General features: G+C 37.8%; 17 protein-coding genes. 4 read left to right on the top strand and 13 right to left on the bottom strand.

Annotation, left to right across the window (positions count from 1 at the left end):
- Positions 1-16: 16 nt before the first annotated feature.
- The 4 genes from recJ to MHH45_RS21745 form a co-directional block, all read right to left on the bottom strand.
- Positions 17-2356 carry a single-stranded-DNA-specific exonuclease RecJ gene (gene recJ, locus MHH45_RS21760; RefSeq protein WP_088094358.1) on the bottom strand — a complete coding sequence of 780 codons (2340 nt, stop codon included), beginning with the start codon at positions 2354-2356 and terminating at the stop codon, positions 17-19.
- Between the two features lie 119 nt (positions 2357-2475).
- On the bottom strand, positions 2476-3369 hold the full coding sequence (locus tag MHH45_RS21755; RefSeq protein WP_088094359.1) for a cation diffusion facilitator family transporter: 894 nt from the start codon (positions 3367-3369) through the stop codon (positions 2476-2478).
- Positions 3370-3575: 206 nt separating this feature from the next.
- Positions 3576-5840 (bottom strand): protein translocase subunit SecDF, encoded by a 2265-nt coding sequence (secDF, locus tag MHH45_RS21750; RefSeq protein ID WP_088094360.1) that lies wholly within the window; start codon positions 5838-5840, stop codon positions 3576-3578.
- 346 nt (positions 5841-6186) lie between these two features.
- The gene (locus MHH45_RS21745) at positions 6187-6471 is read right to left on the bottom strand and encodes a post-transcriptional regulator (protein WP_016116450.1); all 285 of its coding nucleotides are present in this window, start codon (positions 6469-6471) and stop codon (positions 6187-6189) included.
- Between the two features lie 218 nt (positions 6472-6689).
- Between MHH45_RS21745 and spoVB the strand changes: the two genes are divergently transcribed.
- On the top strand, positions 6690-8249 hold the full coding sequence (gene spoVB / locus MHH45_RS21740; protein WP_016116451.1) for a stage V sporulation protein B: 1560 nt from the start codon (positions 6690-6692) through the stop codon (positions 8247-8249).
- 87 nt (positions 8250-8336) lie between these two features.
- Here spoVB and MHH45_RS21735 read toward each other — a convergent pair whose 3' ends face one another.
- Positions 8337-8993, bottom strand: a complete 657-nt coding sequence (locus tag MHH45_RS21735; RefSeq protein ID WP_016116452.1) for a DUF421 domain-containing protein — start codon at positions 8991-8993, stop codon at positions 8337-8339.
- A gap of 114 nt (positions 8994-9107) precedes the next feature.
- Here MHH45_RS21735 and MHH45_RS21730 point away from each other — a divergent pair, with 114 nt between their 5' ends.
- Positions 9108-9491, top strand: a complete 384-nt coding sequence (locus tag MHH45_RS21730; RefSeq protein WP_016116453.1) for a TIGR04086 family membrane protein — start codon at positions 9108-9110, stop codon at positions 9489-9491.
- 31 nt (positions 9492-9522) lie between these two features.
- On the opposite strand, the gene yajC is transcribed toward MHH45_RS21730, so the two are convergent.
- Genes yajC through ruvA form a run of 6 tightly spaced genes read right to left on the bottom strand, consistent with a single transcriptional unit; the run spans position 9523 to position 13858 of the window.
- Positions 9523-9783, bottom strand: coding sequence for a preprotein translocase subunit YajC (gene yajC / locus MHH45_RS21725; RefSeq protein WP_016116454.1), 261 nt, complete (start codon positions 9781-9783; stop codon positions 9523-9525).
- A gap of 28 nt (positions 9784-9811) precedes the next feature.
- The gene (gene tgt / locus MHH45_RS21720; RefSeq protein WP_016116455.1) at positions 9812-10951 is read right to left on the bottom strand and encodes a tRNA guanosine(34) transglycosylase Tgt; all 1140 of its coding nucleotides are present in this window, start codon (positions 10949-10951) and stop codon (positions 9812-9814) included.
- Positions 10952-10965: 14 nt separating this feature from the next.
- Positions 10966-12018, bottom strand: coding sequence for a tRNA preQ1(34) S-adenosylmethionine ribosyltransferase-isomerase QueA (gene queA / locus MHH45_RS21715; protein WP_016116456.1), 1053 nt, complete (start codon positions 12016-12018; stop codon positions 10966-10968).
- A gap of 18 nt (positions 12019-12036) precedes the next feature.
- Positions 12037-12237: a DUF2905 domain-containing protein gene (locus MHH45_RS21710; RefSeq protein ID WP_016116457.1), complete on the bottom strand. Its 201-nt coding sequence runs from the start codon at positions 12235-12237 to the stop codon at positions 12037-12039.
- Positions 12234-13235, bottom strand: a complete 1002-nt coding sequence (ruvB, locus tag MHH45_RS21705; RefSeq protein WP_016116458.1) for a Holliday junction branch migration DNA helicase RuvB — start codon at positions 13233-13235, stop codon at positions 12234-12236. Before ruvB ends, MHH45_RS21710 begins: the two co-directional genes overlap by 4 nt.
- A 5-nt stretch (positions 13236-13240) precedes the next feature.
- Positions 13241-13858, bottom strand: a complete 618-nt coding sequence (gene ruvA, locus MHH45_RS21700) for a Holliday junction DNA helicase RuvA (protein WP_016116459.1) — start codon at positions 13856-13858, stop codon at positions 13241-13243.
- 190 nt (positions 13859-14048) lie between these two features.
- Between ruvA and MHH45_RS21695 the strand changes: the two genes are divergently transcribed.
- Positions 14049-14993, top strand: a complete 945-nt coding sequence (locus MHH45_RS21695) for an iron-hydroxamate ABC transporter substrate-binding protein (RefSeq protein ID WP_016116460.1) — start codon at positions 14049-14051, stop codon at positions 14991-14993.
- Between the two features lie 18 nt (positions 14994-15011).
- Here MHH45_RS21695 and MHH45_RS21690 read toward each other — a convergent pair whose 3' ends face one another.
- The gene (locus tag MHH45_RS21690; protein WP_088094361.1) at positions 15012-15536 is read right to left on the bottom strand and encodes a BofC C-terminal domain-containing protein; all 525 of its coding nucleotides are present in this window, start codon (positions 15534-15536) and stop codon (positions 15012-15014) included.
- Positions 15537-15990: 454 nt separating this feature from the next.
- Between MHH45_RS21690 and MHH45_RS21685 the strand changes: the two genes are divergently transcribed.
- Entirely contained in the window at positions 15991-16425 is a 435-nt protein-coding gene (locus tag MHH45_RS21685) for a hypothetical protein (RefSeq protein WP_016116462.1), read from the top strand.
- A 68-nt stretch (positions 16426-16493) separates the two neighbouring features.
- Here MHH45_RS21685 and MHH45_RS21680 read toward each other — a convergent pair whose 3' ends face one another.
- Positions 16494-17174 (bottom strand): YhcN/YlaJ family sporulation lipoprotein, encoded by a 681-nt coding sequence (locus MHH45_RS21680; RefSeq protein WP_016116463.1) that lies wholly within the window; start codon positions 17172-17174, stop codon positions 16494-16496.
- Positions 17175-19047 lie beyond the last annotated feature (1873 nt).

The raw sequence follows: 19047 nt of genomic DNA, 5'->3' as shown, positions 1-19047 counted from the left end.
TGTAAATACAAGGCCTTTACCCTAACTGTTCTACTTCTTTATGATTACGAATCGCTTCAAACCATGTATATAGTTGTTGATATGTGCTATAAACCAACTCTTTTTCTAATTGAAGGTGGTTCATTTTCTCACGATATGTGTTCGATTCAATTAAATCACGCTTTTTCATTTCATCTGCCATAAAAATGACACCGTCTTTTATTGTAACAAATTCTAACTCAAAAAACACCTGTGTCATGAAATTTACTGTATCTTTTGACCAACCTTTATGACGACATAGTTGTTCCCCATGTTGTCTTAAAGAAAACGGTGCTTTTTGGTGTAAAAAGGAATAGTACCATTTAAAGTGTTCTCTTGTTGGAACTGTACTAAATAAATGATTATTCTCCTGATAAAACAGCGTATAAATTCGCGCTGGGAAGCCTGCCTTAAATAAACCACGCAATTCATCTGTTGACTTTGGTAAATCTAGCAAAACAATGTAACGACTATCTAGCTCAGTCACTTCTGAAGCATGCATAAGTTGTTCTTTATATTCTTCTAAAGAAAATTTATTTAATACCTCTTCAGAAAAATACACCATTGTTATTTTTTCTCGCGAAAGTTCCGCTAAATTCGATTCCACATTACGCATGCTACGCCAATCAAATAGTTGCCACGCATCTACCGCAATATCTTGAATCATAAGTTGTGGTTTTTTGAAATTGTTCCATTCATTAATAGATGCCTCACCAACGACAGAAACGTGAGCAACTGGAGAAATTTCTTTCGCATAGGCTCCAAAACCAAATCCAATCGTGTCTAACGTCGCCTGTCCCCCGCGAAGTGCCATTTTCAAATGAGAACCATCAGATCCAATGGCACGAATACTTTCTAACTCCGCATCTCTAATTGCAATACGCGGCTTCGGATTTCCAACACCAAACGGTGCTAGCTTTTGCATTTCTTCAATTGCCGAAAGCGTCACATCCTCCACTTTGCAAATCGCATCAACTGTTGTAATCGGAGTAAAATCTTCAGACGTTAAAATCGCATCTGCTTGTTCATTTAAGCGGCGGCGCAGTTCATCCACATCATTCATATGAAGCGTCATTCCCGCTGCCATTGGATGACCACCAAAGTGAGGTAACAATTCCCTACAATCTGATAAGTTTGCAAATAAATCAAATCCTGCAATACTACGAGCAGACCCTTTCGCTGTTTGCTTTTCAGGATCAATACATAACACGATTGTCGGACGATAAAAGCGTTCTACTAATTTAGAAGAAACAATCCCTATTACTCCTGGATTCCATCCTTCTTTCGCGAGCACTAACACTTTATTGTCCTCTGGCGGATAATTGTTTTCTACCTCTGCAATCGCCTCTTCTGTAATTTGCTTTACAATATCTTTTCGAAGCTTGTTCAGTTCATCAATTTCTTCAGCAAGCTCTTTCGCTTCTTCTGGATCTTCTGATAAAAGGAGGTGAACTGCCGGAGCCGCATCTTCTAAACGACCAATTGCATTAATACGCGGTGCAATTGAGAAACCAATGCTCTCTTCCGTAATCTCACTTTGTGAAACATTTGCTACTTTGAATAATGCTTTTAAACCAATATTTTTTGTCATTCGCATTTGTTTCAATCCACGCTGCACAAGCAATCTATTTTCACCATGAAGTGATACTAAATCGGCTACCGTACCAATCACTGCAATTTCTAATAAATGCTCCGGTACACGCCCAAGTAGTGCATGCGCTACTTTAAACGCAACACCAACGCCCGCTAAATAATGAAACGGGTACACACCACCCTTTAGCTTCGGATGAATAATCGCAAGTGCTTCTGGCAGTTCTGGCGGCGGCTCATGATGATCTGTAATAATAAGATCTATACCAAGCTCTTTTGCGATCTTAGCCTCATGGACTGCTGCGATACCTGTATCAACAGTAATGATAAGAGAAAATCCTGCACGGTGTGCCCAGCGAAATGCCTCTTCATTCGGTCCATACCCTTCAGTAAATCGGTTTGGAATATAGAACTCAACATCCGCACCTAGTTCTTGAAGAGCAAGGAATAACACAGTCGTACTACTTACACCATCTGCATCATAATCGCCAAATATTAAAATTTGCTCTCCATTTTGAATAGCTTTCCCTACACGTTCTACTGTACGATCCATTCCTTCAAGTAAAAATGGATCGTGAAACTCTTGCTGTCCTGTATTTAAAAAATCCATAATCTTATCTTCTGTATCTAAACCTCTACTGAGGAATAACGAAGTAACAAGCGGTGATAATTGCATTTTACTTGCTAATTCATTCACCAGCTCCTCATTAAATGACTTTTCTTTCCAACGCGTCTTCGGTTGTAACACGGAATCACCCCTTAACCTGTCCATTATACAAGACAGATTAAGGGGTGACAATATAATACAAGCTCTATTAGCTACGATTGAATATCTCCATAAACAGATAAATATTTACTTGTTTCGTATCAATCAGGAGAATACGGATTAATATGCACAAAAACATTTTGTACATTATCTTGTTTCATCAATACCTCTTTTACATGTTTCCCGATGCGATGCCCCTCTTCCACTGTGATATAGGGATCTACAGACACTTTAATATCAACAATGACATAATGACCGTGCTCTCTTGCATACAGAGAACCAATTTTTTTCACACCTTCCACTTGAAGGACTGCTTCTCTGAGTGGAATAACATCTTCTTCGTGAAGAACATGATCAAGTGTTGTATGGATTGCCTCTCCGCCAATACTCCACGCCATCTTCACGACAAGAAGAGAGACAAATAATCCTGCAACAGGATCAGCATATACAAGCCAATCTAAACCTATTTTATTCCCAATGATAGCTGCACAAATCCCGATTAAAGCTGCAATTGAGGAAAACACATCCGAACGGTGCTCATATGCATTTGCAATAATTGCATCACTGTTAACTCGTTTCCCTAATCGATACTTATACTGAAACATTCCTTCTTTCACCACGATAGAAAGGATAACCGCAAAAATTGTAATTCCCTTTGGTGGTTCCAGTTCCTGCGAGAAAGCCTTTACAGAAGAGATAGCAATCTCAATCCCTACAATAAATAATAAAACCGCAACAATAATAGCTGAAATCGATTCCGCTTTTCCATGACCGTAAGGATGATCTTCATCAGGTGGTTGCTTTGCCGCACGTAAACCGAAAAATACAGCCAGCGAGCCAACTACATCAGACGCTGAATGAACCGCGTCCGCTAAAAGCGCCTTACTATTCCCAATATAACCAATTACTGCTTTTACAATCGCTAAGACAATATTACCAACGATTCCAACAATGGCACCAAACTCGGCCTGTTTAAAACGCTCATCTTTTTCCATAACTGAAATCCCTTCTTTTCTCAAACTACCTTTTTTATTGTTACAAAAAATAAAGGAAGTGTCACTGTCCCTAACACCCCGATTGGTTCCACTAACCTTTCGCAAAAACCGCTAAAGGAAGTGTCACTTTAGTGTATCCGCAAACGAAAAAAGAGATGCCTCTAATGTAAAGAGGCATCATCTTTTTATATGTTCTGTTCTAACCTTTATACTTGTGGTTCAGATACTTCAGTTTCTACTTTTTTCTTGCCTTTTCCTTTTTTCAATCGGCGATTTTCAAGCATTAGCCAGATTTGAGAAGCTACGAAAACAGAAGAGTACGTACCTACAACTAGTCCAATCATTAATGCAAGTGAGAAGTTTCGCAGTGATTCACTACCGAAGATCAGCAGTGCAATAACAGGAAGAAGTACCGTTAAAACTGTATTAATGGAACGACCAATTGTTTGACGAATACTTGAGTTTACGATTTCTTCTAAATCTTTCACGTCGCGAATTCGTTTTTTCTGTTTGTATAACTCACGGTTTCGGTCAAATGTAACAATCGAGTCATTGATGGAATAACCAATGATTGTTAATACCGCAGCGATAAACGTTAAATCTACTTCCAACCTAAAGATACTGAACACAGTAATCATAACAAAAGCATCATGTAACAATGCAATTACAGCAGATACCGCATATGTGAAACGGAAACGAATACTCACATATAAAATGATAACCGCTGAGGCAATTATAACTGCAATAAATGCGCTTCGCGCGATTTCTTTCCCGATTGTTGGAGAAACCGTACTTATATTCGGCTCTGTACCATATTTATCGTGGAAGAATGTTTTTGCTTTTGCAATTTCATCTTTCGATAAAACACCAATTGTACGAACAGCAAATCCTTTATTGTCATCGCCTGTTGGTACAATATCTTCTTTTTTCACATCAATCTTCAGTTCATGCAAGTCTTTTTGTACTTGAGACACACTAATCACTTGTTTTGATTGCAAGTCCATACGTGTACCACTTGCAAAGTCAATACCAAGGTTCATTTTGAAAATTGGTAGTATAATTGCTCCAGCAATCACAACGACAATTGAGAATAAGAAGAATTTGTGACCAATATTTACAAAGTTAATGCGATCAAATTTCGTTGGTGCATGTTCTACCCCTTTTGACAACGGAATAATTTCTTTCTGTTTCACACCAAAATAAGAGATTTTCTTATCGAAGTAACGGCTTTTCACAAGCAATCCAAGTAGGAAACGAGTACCGAATACGTTCGTAATGAAACCAACTAAAATACTTACAATTAAACTTGTTGCGAACCCTTGTACAGAGCTTGTACCACATACAAATAATACACCAGCTGCAGCAAGTGTTGTAATGTTCGCATCTAAAATTGTTGCTAACGAACGATGGTTACCAGCACGATATGCTGACATCATTGACTTACCAATTCGTAATTCTTCCTTCAGTCGTTCGTATGTAATGATATTCGCGTCAACCGCTATACCAACCCCGAGCACCAATGCCGCAATGCCTGGTAAGGTAAGAACTGCATGCATCCAGTTAAAGACGAGCAATGTAACGAAAATGTATAAACCTAACATAATGACCGCTACAAGCCCTGGTAAACGATAGAATACAAGCATGAATAAGAAGATAAGAGCAATCCCGATTGCACTAGCAAAAATCGTTTCTTGCAATGCTTGTTGACCAAATTTTGCTCCAACAGATGTTGAATACATTTCTTTTAAATCAACAGGAAGTGCACCCGCATTTAATAAAGATGAAAGTTGTTTTGCACTTTCAACTGTAAAGTTTCCACCTACGATTGAAACTTCAGCTTGATTAAACACTTGGTTTACTGTTGCTGCTGATAAGAATTTCGGATTTGGTTTTGCAGCTTCTGCTTTATACGAATCTTTACCTTCTTCAAAATCAAGCCAAATCACCATTAAGTTTGTTGGTGGAGGCATTTTAGATATTTTTTCAGTCACTTCGCGGAATTTATCAGCGCTTTTCAATGTAAGCCCTACACTTGGTCGACCTTGTTCATCAAACGTTTGCTTCGCTCCGCCGCCCTTTAAATCCGTTCCGTCCATGAGAAGGTTATCATTCACATCACGGAATGTTAATTTTGCTTGTGTAGATAAAATTTCACGTGCTTTTTGCTGATCTTTCACGCCAGCAAGCTGAACACGAATTCGATCTTTTCCTTCGATTTGAATGTTCGGTTCACTTACACCAAGAACATTGACACGATTATTAAGGGCACCCACTGTACTTACAAGTGCATCATGATCGATTTTATCTCCCTTTTTCGCTGGCTTTACTTCATACAAGATTTCAAAGCCACCACGAAGGTCTAGTCCAAGACTAATTCCTTTTGTTATGTTTTTTCCTGTCGCGCCAATAATTCCACCGATTAATAAAACGATGAGAAAAAAGGCGACGATTCTAGTACCGCGCTTTGCCATATGTACCTTCTTTCTGCTACTAAAACCATAAACAAATCATATCATTCATTTACGCTAGACAATTTCCTGTAACAACCATTTCTGTTTATTCACAGGCATTCCTTTACACTTCTGCATTTGTCTACTTAGTAGGCTTCCTTTCTGTGAATTTTCAACTTTCATACTAGCCATATAGGCAAAACCTCAGTTCTACATTTTAGACGCTGGGCTGCAACCTATATCTTACTACAAATTTTTATGACTTCTGCTTCCTACCTCCTTTACTTAAAATCTCTGACATATACATTCCTATTTATCAATACCTATCATTATACTGCAAAAGGAAGAACAAACCAATTACAGTCGGTTATTTATTTTCATATTTTTCAAATGACCAAAGTGGCGCTTGATACGCTTCTACTGTTAAATATGTCATGTACTCATTTGCTGTTAATGTTAGCACATCATTCACAAGCCCATACAATCTAACTTCACTATCTACTTTTTTCCACTTTTTACTTTTTAAACATTTCCAAATATCATTAACAGTTACTCGATCATAGCCAAACATTTGGAATTCTTCTACTTTGCTCTCTAAAACGACTTGTAACTGTCCGCGGTAAGCTTCTACCAAATCTTCTTTTTCAATCATACCATCACATCTCCTTTTGATTTCAGCACGAAAAGTCGCTTTTCATCCCGCTCTAATGGACAGCAATAACTGTCTTTAAGGGTTTCATCGCTCTGCTCTTTCCCATGAAAGTCTTACTTTATCAGCGCATCCTCTTAAATGCTTGTCATTCTTGTCTCATACGTGCATATAAATTATTGTAAATCATTCCATTGATTTTGAGAAGGTAGGAGAAGATCATGACGAGACAAAGCTTTTTACGAGGTGCATTTATTTTAATGCTAGCTGGTTTTATTACAAAAATTCTCGGGTTCATAAACCGAATTGTAATGGCGCGTATTTTAGGAGAAGAAGGCGTCGGTCTTTACATGATGGCTGTCCCCACCTTTATTTTAGCAATTACATTAACACAAATCGGACTTCCTGTTGCCATTGCAAAATTCGTTGCAGAGGCGGAAGCAGTAAATGACAAACAAAAAGTAAAGAGAATATTAACAGTATCATTAGCTGTTACATCCGTTATTAGTATTATCTTAACAATCGGCATCATGCTTCTAACGCCCATCTTAGCTGAAACTTTATTAACGGATAAAAGAACGTACTATCCACTAATGGCAATTTTACCTGTCGTTCCTGTTATTGCGGTTTCCTCTGTTTTGCGCGGCTATTTCCAAGGAAAACAAAATATGAAACCAAGCGCATATGCACAAGTGTTAGAACAGGTTGTCCGTATTACCATTATTGCCGTATGTATTCGGTTATTTTTACCTTACGGTGTTGAATACGCCGCTGCAGGTGCAATGTTATCAGCTGTTCTTGGGGAAGTTGCTTCTTTATTATTCTTACTCACTTTATTTCAGCGTGAAAAACATCTTTCTATACGAACTGGTTTTCTAAACACTGTCAAAGAAAGTAAACATACTTTTCATTCACTTATGGAAATTGCACTTCCAACTACAGGAAGTCGCTTAATTGGATCGGTCTCTTATTTTTTCGAACCAATTATCGTTATGCAAAGCTTAGCGCTAGCTGGTGTTGCGGCTTCAGTTGCTACACAGCAATACGGCATATTAAACGGCTATGCATTTCCTCTCTTATCATTGCCAGCCTTTATTACATATGCGCTTTCTACAGCACTCGTACCATCCATTAGTGAAGCAATGGCAAAAAAACAACATCGATTAGTAGAACACCGTCTGCAACAAGCGCTCCGTATTTCTTTAATTACTGGAGGGTGGTCAGTCGTTATTCTTTATGTATTTGCTTCACCTGTTTTAACTCTCATGTACGGTTCAGATAGCGCAACTGCATTCATTCAATTACTTGCACCATGCTTTTTATTTCACTATTTTCAAAGCCCCCTTACATCTGTTTTGCAAGCTTTAAACTTAGCACGCGCCGCGATGATGAACACGTTTATCGGAGCCATTGTAAAACTGCTCGTTATTTTCTTACTCGCTTCACGTCCAGAATTTCAAATGATGGGGGTCGCACTTGCAATTGCCGCTAACATTGTGACGGTAACATTCCTTCACTACGCTACCGTCTTAAAGAAAATTACATTTACAATTCACATGAGAGATTATATTTTCGGGGGAATTACGATTGCCATTGCAGGAGCTTTCGGATTCTATCTTCATAAATATATTGTTTTTTCACATTCACTTGGCATACAAACATTATGGGAAATTACACTAACCACTATCCTTTATATTCTGCTTCTTCTTATTTTCAAACTGATTCGTAAAGAAGAATTACGACGTATTCCTATTGTTCGTAAACTTTTGATTTCAAAATAAAGTGAAACTTTACTCAGTAGAGGGTTCTCCATCCCCACTATCCGCAAATAGCTGGGTAAATAGGCTTGCCTCTAGTCTGGCAAGCCTTTACTTCTCTTTCACATCGACAAAAAACTGTCCATTTTGAAAACTACAATACAAAATTTTTTTCACATCGTTATGCCCTAAGTTTTTTAATTTCTCTACTAGCCAGCCATCCGAATGCTCAATCATCTGTAAATGTTTATATTGAATTTCCCCATCAATAATTAAAGGAAGCGAAAACAGCGGTGTATCATTTTTACTCTTCTTACTTTTTTGTTTTTGAAAGACAGACAATTTTCCAGATGGCTCTAAAATAGCATACTCTACATCTCTTATATCTCCAACTCCCAGCTCACGTAATTGCATCATTAAGTCGTCTATATTATAGCGTTGCTTCCGCATCTGTTTCTCATCAATTTTTCCTGCATTCACAATAATAGCTGGCTCACCTTCTATTAAATGACGAATACGCTGGTTTTTTAAAGAAACAATCGATAAAGTTATTTGCACAGCCATGAGCAATACCATAGGAACAAGTTGATGCCAAAGAGACTTATCTGTATTTTCAATTGCGACCACAGCCATCTCACCAAGCATAATAAAAACCACTAAATCTAATACACTAAGTTCTCCAATTTCGCGTTTTCCCATAAGGCGAAAGATAATTAAAATCACAACATATAAAAGCATCGTCCGTCCAATTATCGATAGCCATTCCATTACTTTTTTCTCCTTTTTTAAACATTTTCTACTCATAGGTTTCCCTATAAAAAAGAAACTAGTCTAACTTATCAAAAATGAAAATATGCTTGTATTAAAAAGGGGGAATGCATAATGGATGGAACGAAAAAATTATCTACAGCAATCGGATTTGGGATTATCACTTTATTAATACTGGCCTCTATTACAAGTATGTTGATTGCTCTTTTATTAAAGTTTACAGATATAAGTGAAGGAACATTGGCTATAACCATTTTTATACTCGCTTTTCTTTCCATGCTCATATCCGGGTTTATCGCTGGCAAAAAAGCGCAAGGAAAAGGATGGTTCGTCGGATTCACAACCGGACTTATCTTTGCTATTCTTGTTTTTCTCGTTAACTACTTAGGTTTCTCTCACGCTTTATCTAATTCACAGCTTCTCTATCAACTTGGTTTAATGGGGGCAAGTACACTCGGAGGCATATTTGGCGTTAACATGTCAAAACGTACAGATTGAAAAAGCCCTGCATTCGCAGGGCTTTTTACTATTACTTCTTCACAACTTCACGAATCGCATTGCGATCGAATGTTAAGTGTGCACCACCAGATTTAACAACAATTGTAGTCTCATCTACTGATTCAATTGTGCCGTGTAAGCCACCGATTGTTACGATAGGATCACCTTTTTGGATTTCGCTTTGCATTTGAGCTACTGCCTTTTGACGCTTTTGCTGCGGGCGAATTAATAAGAAATAGAAAATCGCAAACATCGCAACGATCATGACAATATTCATCATACCTGGATTCATTTTTTGTTCCTCCTTTAATTATTATGTATTAGAAGTTTTTAGCATTCGGTTTATTAAAGCCATATTGTTCAAAGAACTCTTCACGGAAATCGCCAAGACGGTCTTCACGAATGGCTTGTCTCACCTGCTCCATTAAGTTTAACAGAAAATGAAGGTTGTGATAAGACGTTAAACGAATTCCAAACGTTTCATCACATTTCATTAAGTGACGAATGTACGCACGAGAATAATTTTTACATGTGTAGCAATCACAATTTGGATCAAGTGGGCCAAAGTCTCTTGCAAACTTCGCATTTTTCACAACAAGACGTCCTTGACTTGTCATACATGTACCGTTTCGAGCAATACGAGTTGGAAGTACGCAGTCAAACATATCAATACCACGAATTGCACCATCAATTAATGAGTCAGGAGAACCTACCCCCATTAAATAACGTGGTTTATTGTCTGGAAGAAGCGGTGTTGTAAATTCCAGTACGCGGTTCATAATATCCTTTGGTTCCCCAACTGATAATCCACCTACTGCATAACCAGGGAAGTCCATTGAAACAAGGTCTTTCGCACTTTGGCGACGAAGTTCTTCAAACTCTCCGCCCTGTACAATCCCAAATAACCCTTGATCTTGTGGACGTTCGTGAGCTTTTAAACAACGCTCTGCCCAGCGGCTCGTACGTTCTACAGATTTTTTCATATATTCAAAAGTAGCAGGAAACGGTGGGCATTCATCAAATGCCATCATAATATCTGAACCTAATGCATTCTGAATCTCCATCGCTTTTTCTGGTGATAAGAATAACTTGTCTCCATTTAAGTGATTACGGAAGTGAACCCCCTCTTCTTCAATACGACGGAAATCACTTAAACTAAACACTTGGAAACCACCGGAATCTGTTAAGATTGCACGGTCCCAGTTCATAAATTTATGTAAACCACCTGCTTCACGTATAATTTCATGACCTGGACGAAGCCATAAATGATACGTATTACTTAAAATAATGCCAGAATCCATCGCCTTTAACTCTTCTGGTGACATTGTTTTAACTGTTGCAAGTGTACCAACTGGCATAAATGTTGGTGTATCAAATGAGCCGTGCGGTGTATGAACGCGACCTAAACGGGCACCCGTTTGTTTACATGTTTTAATAAATTCATAACGAATTGCTGTCATAGATTTACTCCTTTTTATTTACTTCTTTCTTTAGCATGAGATGCAACGAACATCGCATCACCGAAGCTAAAGAAACGGTATTTTTCTTTTACTGCTTCATTATAAGCATGAAGGACATTTTCTCTACTTGCAAATGCACTTACAAGCATAATTAATGTTGATTTTGGCAAATGGAAGTTTGTAATTAAACCGTCAATTGCTTTAAATTCATATCCTGGATACATAAAAATATCCGTCCATCCCGATGCCGCACAAAGCTTACCATCGTGATCTGTAGCAATCGTTTCTAGTGTACGTGTTGACGTTGTACCAACAGTAATAATACGACCGCCGTTCTCTTTCACACGATTTAACAAATCTGCCGTTTCTTCTGACATATGATAATACTCAGCATGCATATGGTGTTCTTCAATTGTATCCGCAGACACTGGTCTAAATGTACCAAGGCCAACATGAAGCGTAATGAATGCTAAATGAACGCCTTTTTTCTTCAATTTCTCTAATAATTCTTCTGTAAAATGAAGCCCAGCTGTCGGCGCTGCTGCAGAACCAATTTCCTTCGCATATACCGTTTGATAACGATCACGGTCTTCCAGTGTCTCTTTAATATATGGAGGAAGCGGCATTTCTCCAAGTTCATCTAAAATTTCATAAAAGATACCGTCATATGAAAACTCAAGCTGGCGGCCACCTTGATCAGCTGTTCCAATGCAAGTTGCTTTTAACTTTCCTTCACCAAAAGAAATGATAGTTCCTTCTTTTACACGTTTAGCTGGCTTTACAAGCGTTTCCCATTTATCTCCATCTTCTTGCTTTAAAAGAAGCACTTCAATATGTGCGCCTGTATCTTCTTTCACACCATGCAAACGAGCAGGCATAACTTTCGTTTCATTTAAAACTAAACAATCACCCTCATGTAAATAAGAAAGAATGTCAGTAAAATGCTTATGCTCTATATCACCTGTTTCACGGTCTAACACCATTAATCTTGATGTTTCGCGCTGTTCAAGCGGCGTTTGAGCAATGAGTTCTTCTGGTAAATGAAAATCAAACAGATTAATATCCATAACTATATCCACCTATTTCTATTTAAATCGATTTATTATAAACATAATAAAAGATAATACAATACTTAACACAATACATGTAATGATCGGAAAATAAAAGGTAACGTTTCCTTTTTTCACAAAAATATCGCCTGGAAGCCTTCCGATGAACTTCCAAGCTACTCCAACGACAATGAGAAGAATACCAGCTGTAATAAGCAGCTTTGGCATATCCGTCATACCCCTGGCATCTCCATTCCGAAATGTTCATAAGCGAGTGGCGTTACAATTCGTCCTCTTGGCGTTCGTTGTAAAAACCCAATTTGTAGTAAATATGGTTCATACACATCTTCAATCGTCGTAGACTCTTCCCCAATTGTCGCTGAGACCGTTTCTAATCCAACTGGACCACCACGGAACTTTTCAATAATACCAAGCAATAATTTATGATCGATATGATCAAGCCCTAGTTTATCGACTTGCAATAGTTCTAATGCCATTTGTGTAATTTCCATCGCAATCGTTCCATCGCTTCGAACTTGTGCAAAGTCACGAACACGTCTTAGTAACCGGTTTGCGATACGCGGCGTACCTCGTGCACGCCTTGCAATTTCTAAAGCAGCTAATGAGTCAATTTCAACTTCAAACACTTCTGCTGTACGCTCTACAATAGCTGATAGTTGATCTACTGTATAATACTCTAACCGTGATAACACACCAAAGCGGTCACGAAGCGGTGCTGATAATGCACCAGCGCGCGTTGTTGCGCCAACCAGCGTAAACGGCGGTAAATCAAGCCTTACTGAGCGTGCTGATGGGCCTTTCCCAATCACAATATCAAGACAAAAGTCCTCCATTGCTGGGTATAGTACCTCTTCAATTGACCTATGCAAACGATGAATTTCATCAATAAATAATACATCACCAGGTTGAAGCGCCGTTAATACTGCCGCTAAATCTCCTGGGCGTTCAATTGCTGGACCTGACGTCGTTCGAATATTAACGCCCATTTCATTGGCAATAATATTCGCAAGCGTCGTTTTCCCAAGTCCTGGCGGCCCGTATAATAGTACGTGATCCAATGTTTCCTCACGCATTTTCGCTGCTTCAATAAACACTTCTAAATTATGTTTCGCCTTATCTTGGCCAATATATTGACGGAGCGTCTGTGGCCGTAACGAATATTCTAAGTCCGCATCTTCATATGCCGATTCTCCTGAGAGAAGACGTTCGTCCATTCTACTCACCTCTTACCATTTAGTAAAAGACTAAGTGCCTTTTTAATATACTGATCCGTCGTAAGTGATTCTTTTAATAACTCCGGTACAACACGAGAAACTTCTCGTTCTGCATAGCCAAGTGCACGAAGTGCCTCAAGCGCTTCATCAAGCTCAGCTGATGAACCCTTCTTCTCGTCGAAACGTTCTACATCTGAGAATAAATCAACAAACGCATCTGGTACAACATCAGCTAATTTTCCTTTTAAGTCTAAAATCATTTGACGTGCAGTTTTCTTTCCAACTCCCGGGAATTTCACTAAGAACTTTTCATCCTCATGTTCAATTGCTTGCACGACCTGCCCCGTTTGACCAGAAGCTAAAATAGCAAGTGCACCTTTTGGTCCGATTCCTGATACACCTAAAAGTTTTGTAAATAACAAACGCTCTTCACGTGTCTTAAATCCATAGAGCGCCATAATATCTTCTCTCACATAATGATATGTATATACACGAATTTCTTGCTTACTTCTTTGAAATACATATGGATTTGGCGTAAAAATTTGATAGCCGATTCCATTATGATCAAGAACGACATATTCTGGCCCTACATATTCCACATAGCCTGTAACATATTCAAACAAAATACGATCTCTCCCTCTCAAATCATGTATTCCATTTTAACATATTTAATGATAGAAAAGCGAGACCACCCCAACAAACGTTCTCTATTTAGCTTTTTCATTTTTTTCATATTGACAGAACAACATAAAGCAAATTAATATTACAAAGACGATAATGATTATCAATACTAATTAAAGGGGTTACATAAAGGTGAAACGCAATCTATCTATTCTATTTACTCTCATTCTTGTTGTTTTTACCATTGTTGGTTGCTCTTCTAAACAAGAAGAAGCACAGCCAAAAGAACAACCGAAAACAAAAGTTGTAAAACATGCAAAAGGTGAAGTTAAAATTCCGACAAACCCAAAAAGAATTGTCGACTTATCTGGATCATCTGAAGAACTATTACTTCTTGGTCATAAACCTGTTGGTACAGCTAACACGTATAAAGATAAAATCCAAGATCATTTGCAAGAAAAGCTAAAAGATGTAAAAGCAGTTGGTTGGTACTGGGCACCTAAAGTTGATTTAGAAGCGGTTACTGCTTTAAAACCAGACTTAATTATTTTAAACAACCGTCAATTGAAAATTTATGATCAATTAGCAAAAGTTGCCCCAACAGTTGTTCTAGAAACAAACTTAGAAAACTGGCGCGACAAATTTAAGGAAGTAGGCAAGCTATTTGACGAAGAGAAAAAAGCTGATAAATGGATTGCAGACTACGATAAAAAAGCAGATTCCTTATCTAAAAAAATTAAAGAGAAAACAAAAGATGAAAACTTTATGTTCCTTGCTGTAACACCGCAAAACTTCCGTGTATATGGCAGCTTCGGATATGGTGATATTCTCTTTAATGATTTAAAACTTCCTGCAACGAAAGGAACAGATTTAAAACAGACGATGGCACAAGTATCATTAGAAGGCCTTGTTGCATTCCAGCCTGATCAAATGTTTATCGTAAACTTTGGTGGCGAAGCAGATAAAGTGTTCGATGACTACAAAAATAGTGCTGTTTGGAAAGATAACAAAGCTGTAAAAAATAATCATGTTTACGAAGTAAGCAATGAAGTCTTTAACACAAAAGCATTCAACCCTATTGGCAAAGATATGCTAATTGATGAAATTGCAAAACAAATTTTAGATAAAAACAAATAAGAAAACCAGCAGCCCACATCAGCTGCTGGTTTTCTTATTTTGCACTGCATACGGCTTCATTTTCTCAATCGTCTTCACAAAACGCTCTTTTGACTTAATACGAATACCACGTTTTAGCTTTGCACGATCATAACTTTCTAGCTTTTTCATATCAATTTGGAAGAATGAATGAATCGCATTATCACTTTTTGGTACACCGTTAAAAATTTGCAGTATCCCCTCATTGGAAACACCAAAATACCCACTCGTTTTAAGTAGTGGTGAAATATCATCCACCTTTTTTTGCAGTACAATTTGCGTATCATCACGATCGACAAGCTGCCATTCTTTATACTGCTGAAGAAACTGTTCTAAATTTGCTACTTTTTCAGTGAAAATTTCCTCACTTACCTCTCCATCTACATACATACGCTCTAATAGAATCGTAACTTGAGGTTCTTTTTGCGTAACCTCTAATGAAGAAGCCGCAGCTATCACACTCGATTCATGATATAAACAAAACATAGCGATTACAACTTGAACTGCAACCATCATGAATTTCATTTCCGCTCACCTCTTCTAAGCAAAATAAAACTTCCATTTGTAGTTTTTCCGGAAATAGAAGTTTTATCCATAGTAACAGCGGTGGTTATAATGAAAATAAAAAATGCAGGTAAGGTGTAATCCCTACCTGCATGAGTCATTTACTTTTATATAATAAGAAAGACGCCTGCACATAGCAGGCGTCTTGATGCGTTTACGGCGAGAGACCAGGCGGCCACATCCGCGTGTTTAGCACTTAAGCATATCTCTCGTCTTACGTAAATTAGCTCATCGCTTTGCTAATATAACATTAATGTAAAAAGAACGCAAGCTAAACATAGAAAAATTTCATTAACTTTTTACAACAGTATTTATTCCTATAACCATTAAAGTAAAATATAAATTGATTATTGCAACATATATGTTACAATAGATGTAGATACAATGAAAAATCTGGCAAACAGGAGTGAGTATATTGAAAAGAATAAACGATGAACGTTTAATCCTTCAAAATTTAAAGAACGTTCGAATTGCCTTTCTCTTTCAATCAATTGGTATAATAGGCATCTTAGGATATATTGGCTTCAATGAAGGTATAGATCAAATTACAAAATCTCCACTATGGTTATTATTCATACTAACAAGTATACTTCTAGCCTATTTACAAATGGGAATCTCTATTGATGCAGAAGAAAATGAAAAAGAAATGAAACTAACGCCTTATTACAAACTTGTTTTACGCTCTGCTATCGTAGGGATCATTTTTGCTATTATTTATGTTATTTTCAGCCCTGAAAGACCGCGATGGGAAGGCATTCTTATGGGAAGTATTCTCTTCTTATGCTTTTTAGCTTCTTATTCTGTTGGTTACTTTATTAAGAAAAAACGTATGCAGGATATTGATGAGTGACCTCCTGCACCGCCTTTTTGATACTTAAAAAATCAAAAAGGGAAAGGCATAAACCTTTCCCTTTTTTGTTATCGCACTGTACCAGTTAGACCAGCACGAATGTCTCGGAACATATTTGTTACATCACGATTTAAATCGTTTGTAACTGTTCCGCTGCGCAGACGCGTATTCATCGCATCCACACGTTCAAACATGTCATTTTTTACTGTTACATATACATTTCGGTTTTTCACGTCATTCGCAACTGCTTGACGGATTTCATTTGCCATTGCCGTTTCATCTGTCACTGGATTGCGTGGTTTCACTGCAATAGCTACATCATTTCCACGCACAACTGTAGAAACACGATCCACATTATTCATACCCTTAACACGATTTGTAATTTTTTCTGCTGTCTTACCATCATTGTTAATGTATGAATTATTCATTGTAACGTTACGAGTTGGATATGGATTTGCCATTTGACCGTGGTAATTTACATCACGGTAATAGTTATATCCAACATCATTACGACGATCATATACATTATCCGTAACTCTATTTCCATTTCGATATGTTACATAATCTGTATATCGATCAGTACGTGCTACATTATTTTTGTATGGTTGTGTATCATAATAAGATGTACGTTCATAATTGTAGTTCGCATTGCGCCCATCCATCGCACTTTTATTCTTAGGTGTACCACATGCAGCTAATGCACTGGTAACTAACAAAGAAGCGGCAATAATTTTAATTTTTTTACTCAATATAAAAACCCCCCTTGTTAGGTTGAACTTCTCTCTCGAAAAGCTCCTTCTTATAGTGAGTAACAAAGGAGATTTTTACACTTGTTAATATTTCACTAGGAATTTTCTAACACGACCTCTTTATTGTTAACACAACTCTCTCTACTCCTCATCTTCTGCAAGTGGTTCTCCAAAAATCTCTGGTGGATCTTGCTGATAATTCATCGCACCTGGCTGCGGTGCATATGCGACTTGAGCTGTTGGATAATATGGAGAATTAGGATAATATGGCCCACCTGGCTGTGGACTATATAAATTTCTTTCCTCACCACATCCACAATCTTCTTCTGCTGGCATCATTTGCGGAACATTATTACCAGCTTGCGGTTGGTATGGCATTGAAGTATGTTGCACTGGCATTTGGTGCGGCATCATTTGCATACCTTGTGTATATGGCATTTGATAATATGGATACTGTTGTGGCATCATTTGCGATTGATATGGCATCGGTATTTGCTGCGGCATCATTTGCGGTGGTTGATTATTATCCATCATCGGCATCATTTGCGGCATTTGGTTATTATCCATCATCGGCATCATTTGCGGCATTTGATTACTATCCATCATCGGCATCATTTGTGGTGGTTGATTATTATCCATCATCGGCATCATTTGCGGCATTTGATTACTATCCATCATCGGCATCATTTGCGGTGGTTGATTATTATCCATCATCGGCATCATTTGCGGCATTTGATTACTATCCATCATCGGCATCATTTGCGGCATTTGGTTATTATCCATCATTGGCATGATATTCGGCATTTGGTTACTATCTATCATCGGCATCATTTGCGGCATTTGGTTATTATCCATCATTGGCATGATATTCGGCATTTGATTACTATCCATCATCGGCATCATTTGTGGTGGTTGATTATTATCCATCATCGGCATCATTTGCGGCGGTTGATTATTATCCATCATCGGCATCATTTGCGGCATTTGGTTATTATCCATCATTGGCATCATTTGCGGCATTTGGTTATTATCCATCATTGGCATGATATTCGGCATTTGGTTATTGTCCATCATTGGCATGATATTCGGCATTTGGTTATTATCCATCATTGGCATGATATTCGGTGGTGTTACTTGTGGAATAATAAGACTTTCTTTTGTCACATCCGGTGCAACTATATTACCCACATTTTCTTTTTGCACTTGTGGCGAAACAACATTACTGACGTTTTCTTTTTGCGTTTGCGGCGCAACTATATTACCTACATGTTCCTTTTTCGTTTGCGGCGCAACTATATTACCTACATGTTCCTTTTTCATTTGCGGCACCACTATATTACTTACATTTTCTTTTTTCGTTTGTGGTGACACTATATTACTTACATTTTCTTTTTTCGTTTGTGGTGACACTATATTACTTACATTTTCTTTTTGCGTTTGTGGTGACACTATATTACTTACATTTTCTTTTTGCGTTTGTGGTGACACTATATTGTTCGGTTTCATCTTATTAATAATTTGCGGGGCAATTAACTCGCTTCCTTTTTTTATTACATCTGAAATTTTATAGTCTTTTGCAGGCTTAATGGGTGGTTGTGGCGGCTGTGGTAATATATTTACTGAAAACTTTGTGCTTTCTTTTTCCACAGGTTTCTCCACCTTTTCTACAACTGGTGGCTTTTCAATTACAGCTGGTTTTTCAACGGCAGGCGGCTTTTGAATAGGTATTTCTTTCTGAATCGGTTTTTCTTTTTGGATTGGTACTTCTTTCTGAATCGGCTTTTCTTTTTGAATGGGCATTTCTTTTTGCGTTTGCTGCATAGCCGGTTGCTGCGTAATCGGCACAGATTGATATGGTGCTTCTTCTTCATCT

This window comes from Bacillus sp. FSL K6-0042 (assembly GCF_038006685.1).
Classification (GTDB): Bacteria; Bacillota; Bacilli; order Bacillales; family Bacillaceae_G; genus Bacillus_A; species Bacillus_A pseudomycoides.
Note: the sequence above shows the minus strand (reverse complement) of the source record. Positions and strands in the feature narration are given on the sequence as shown.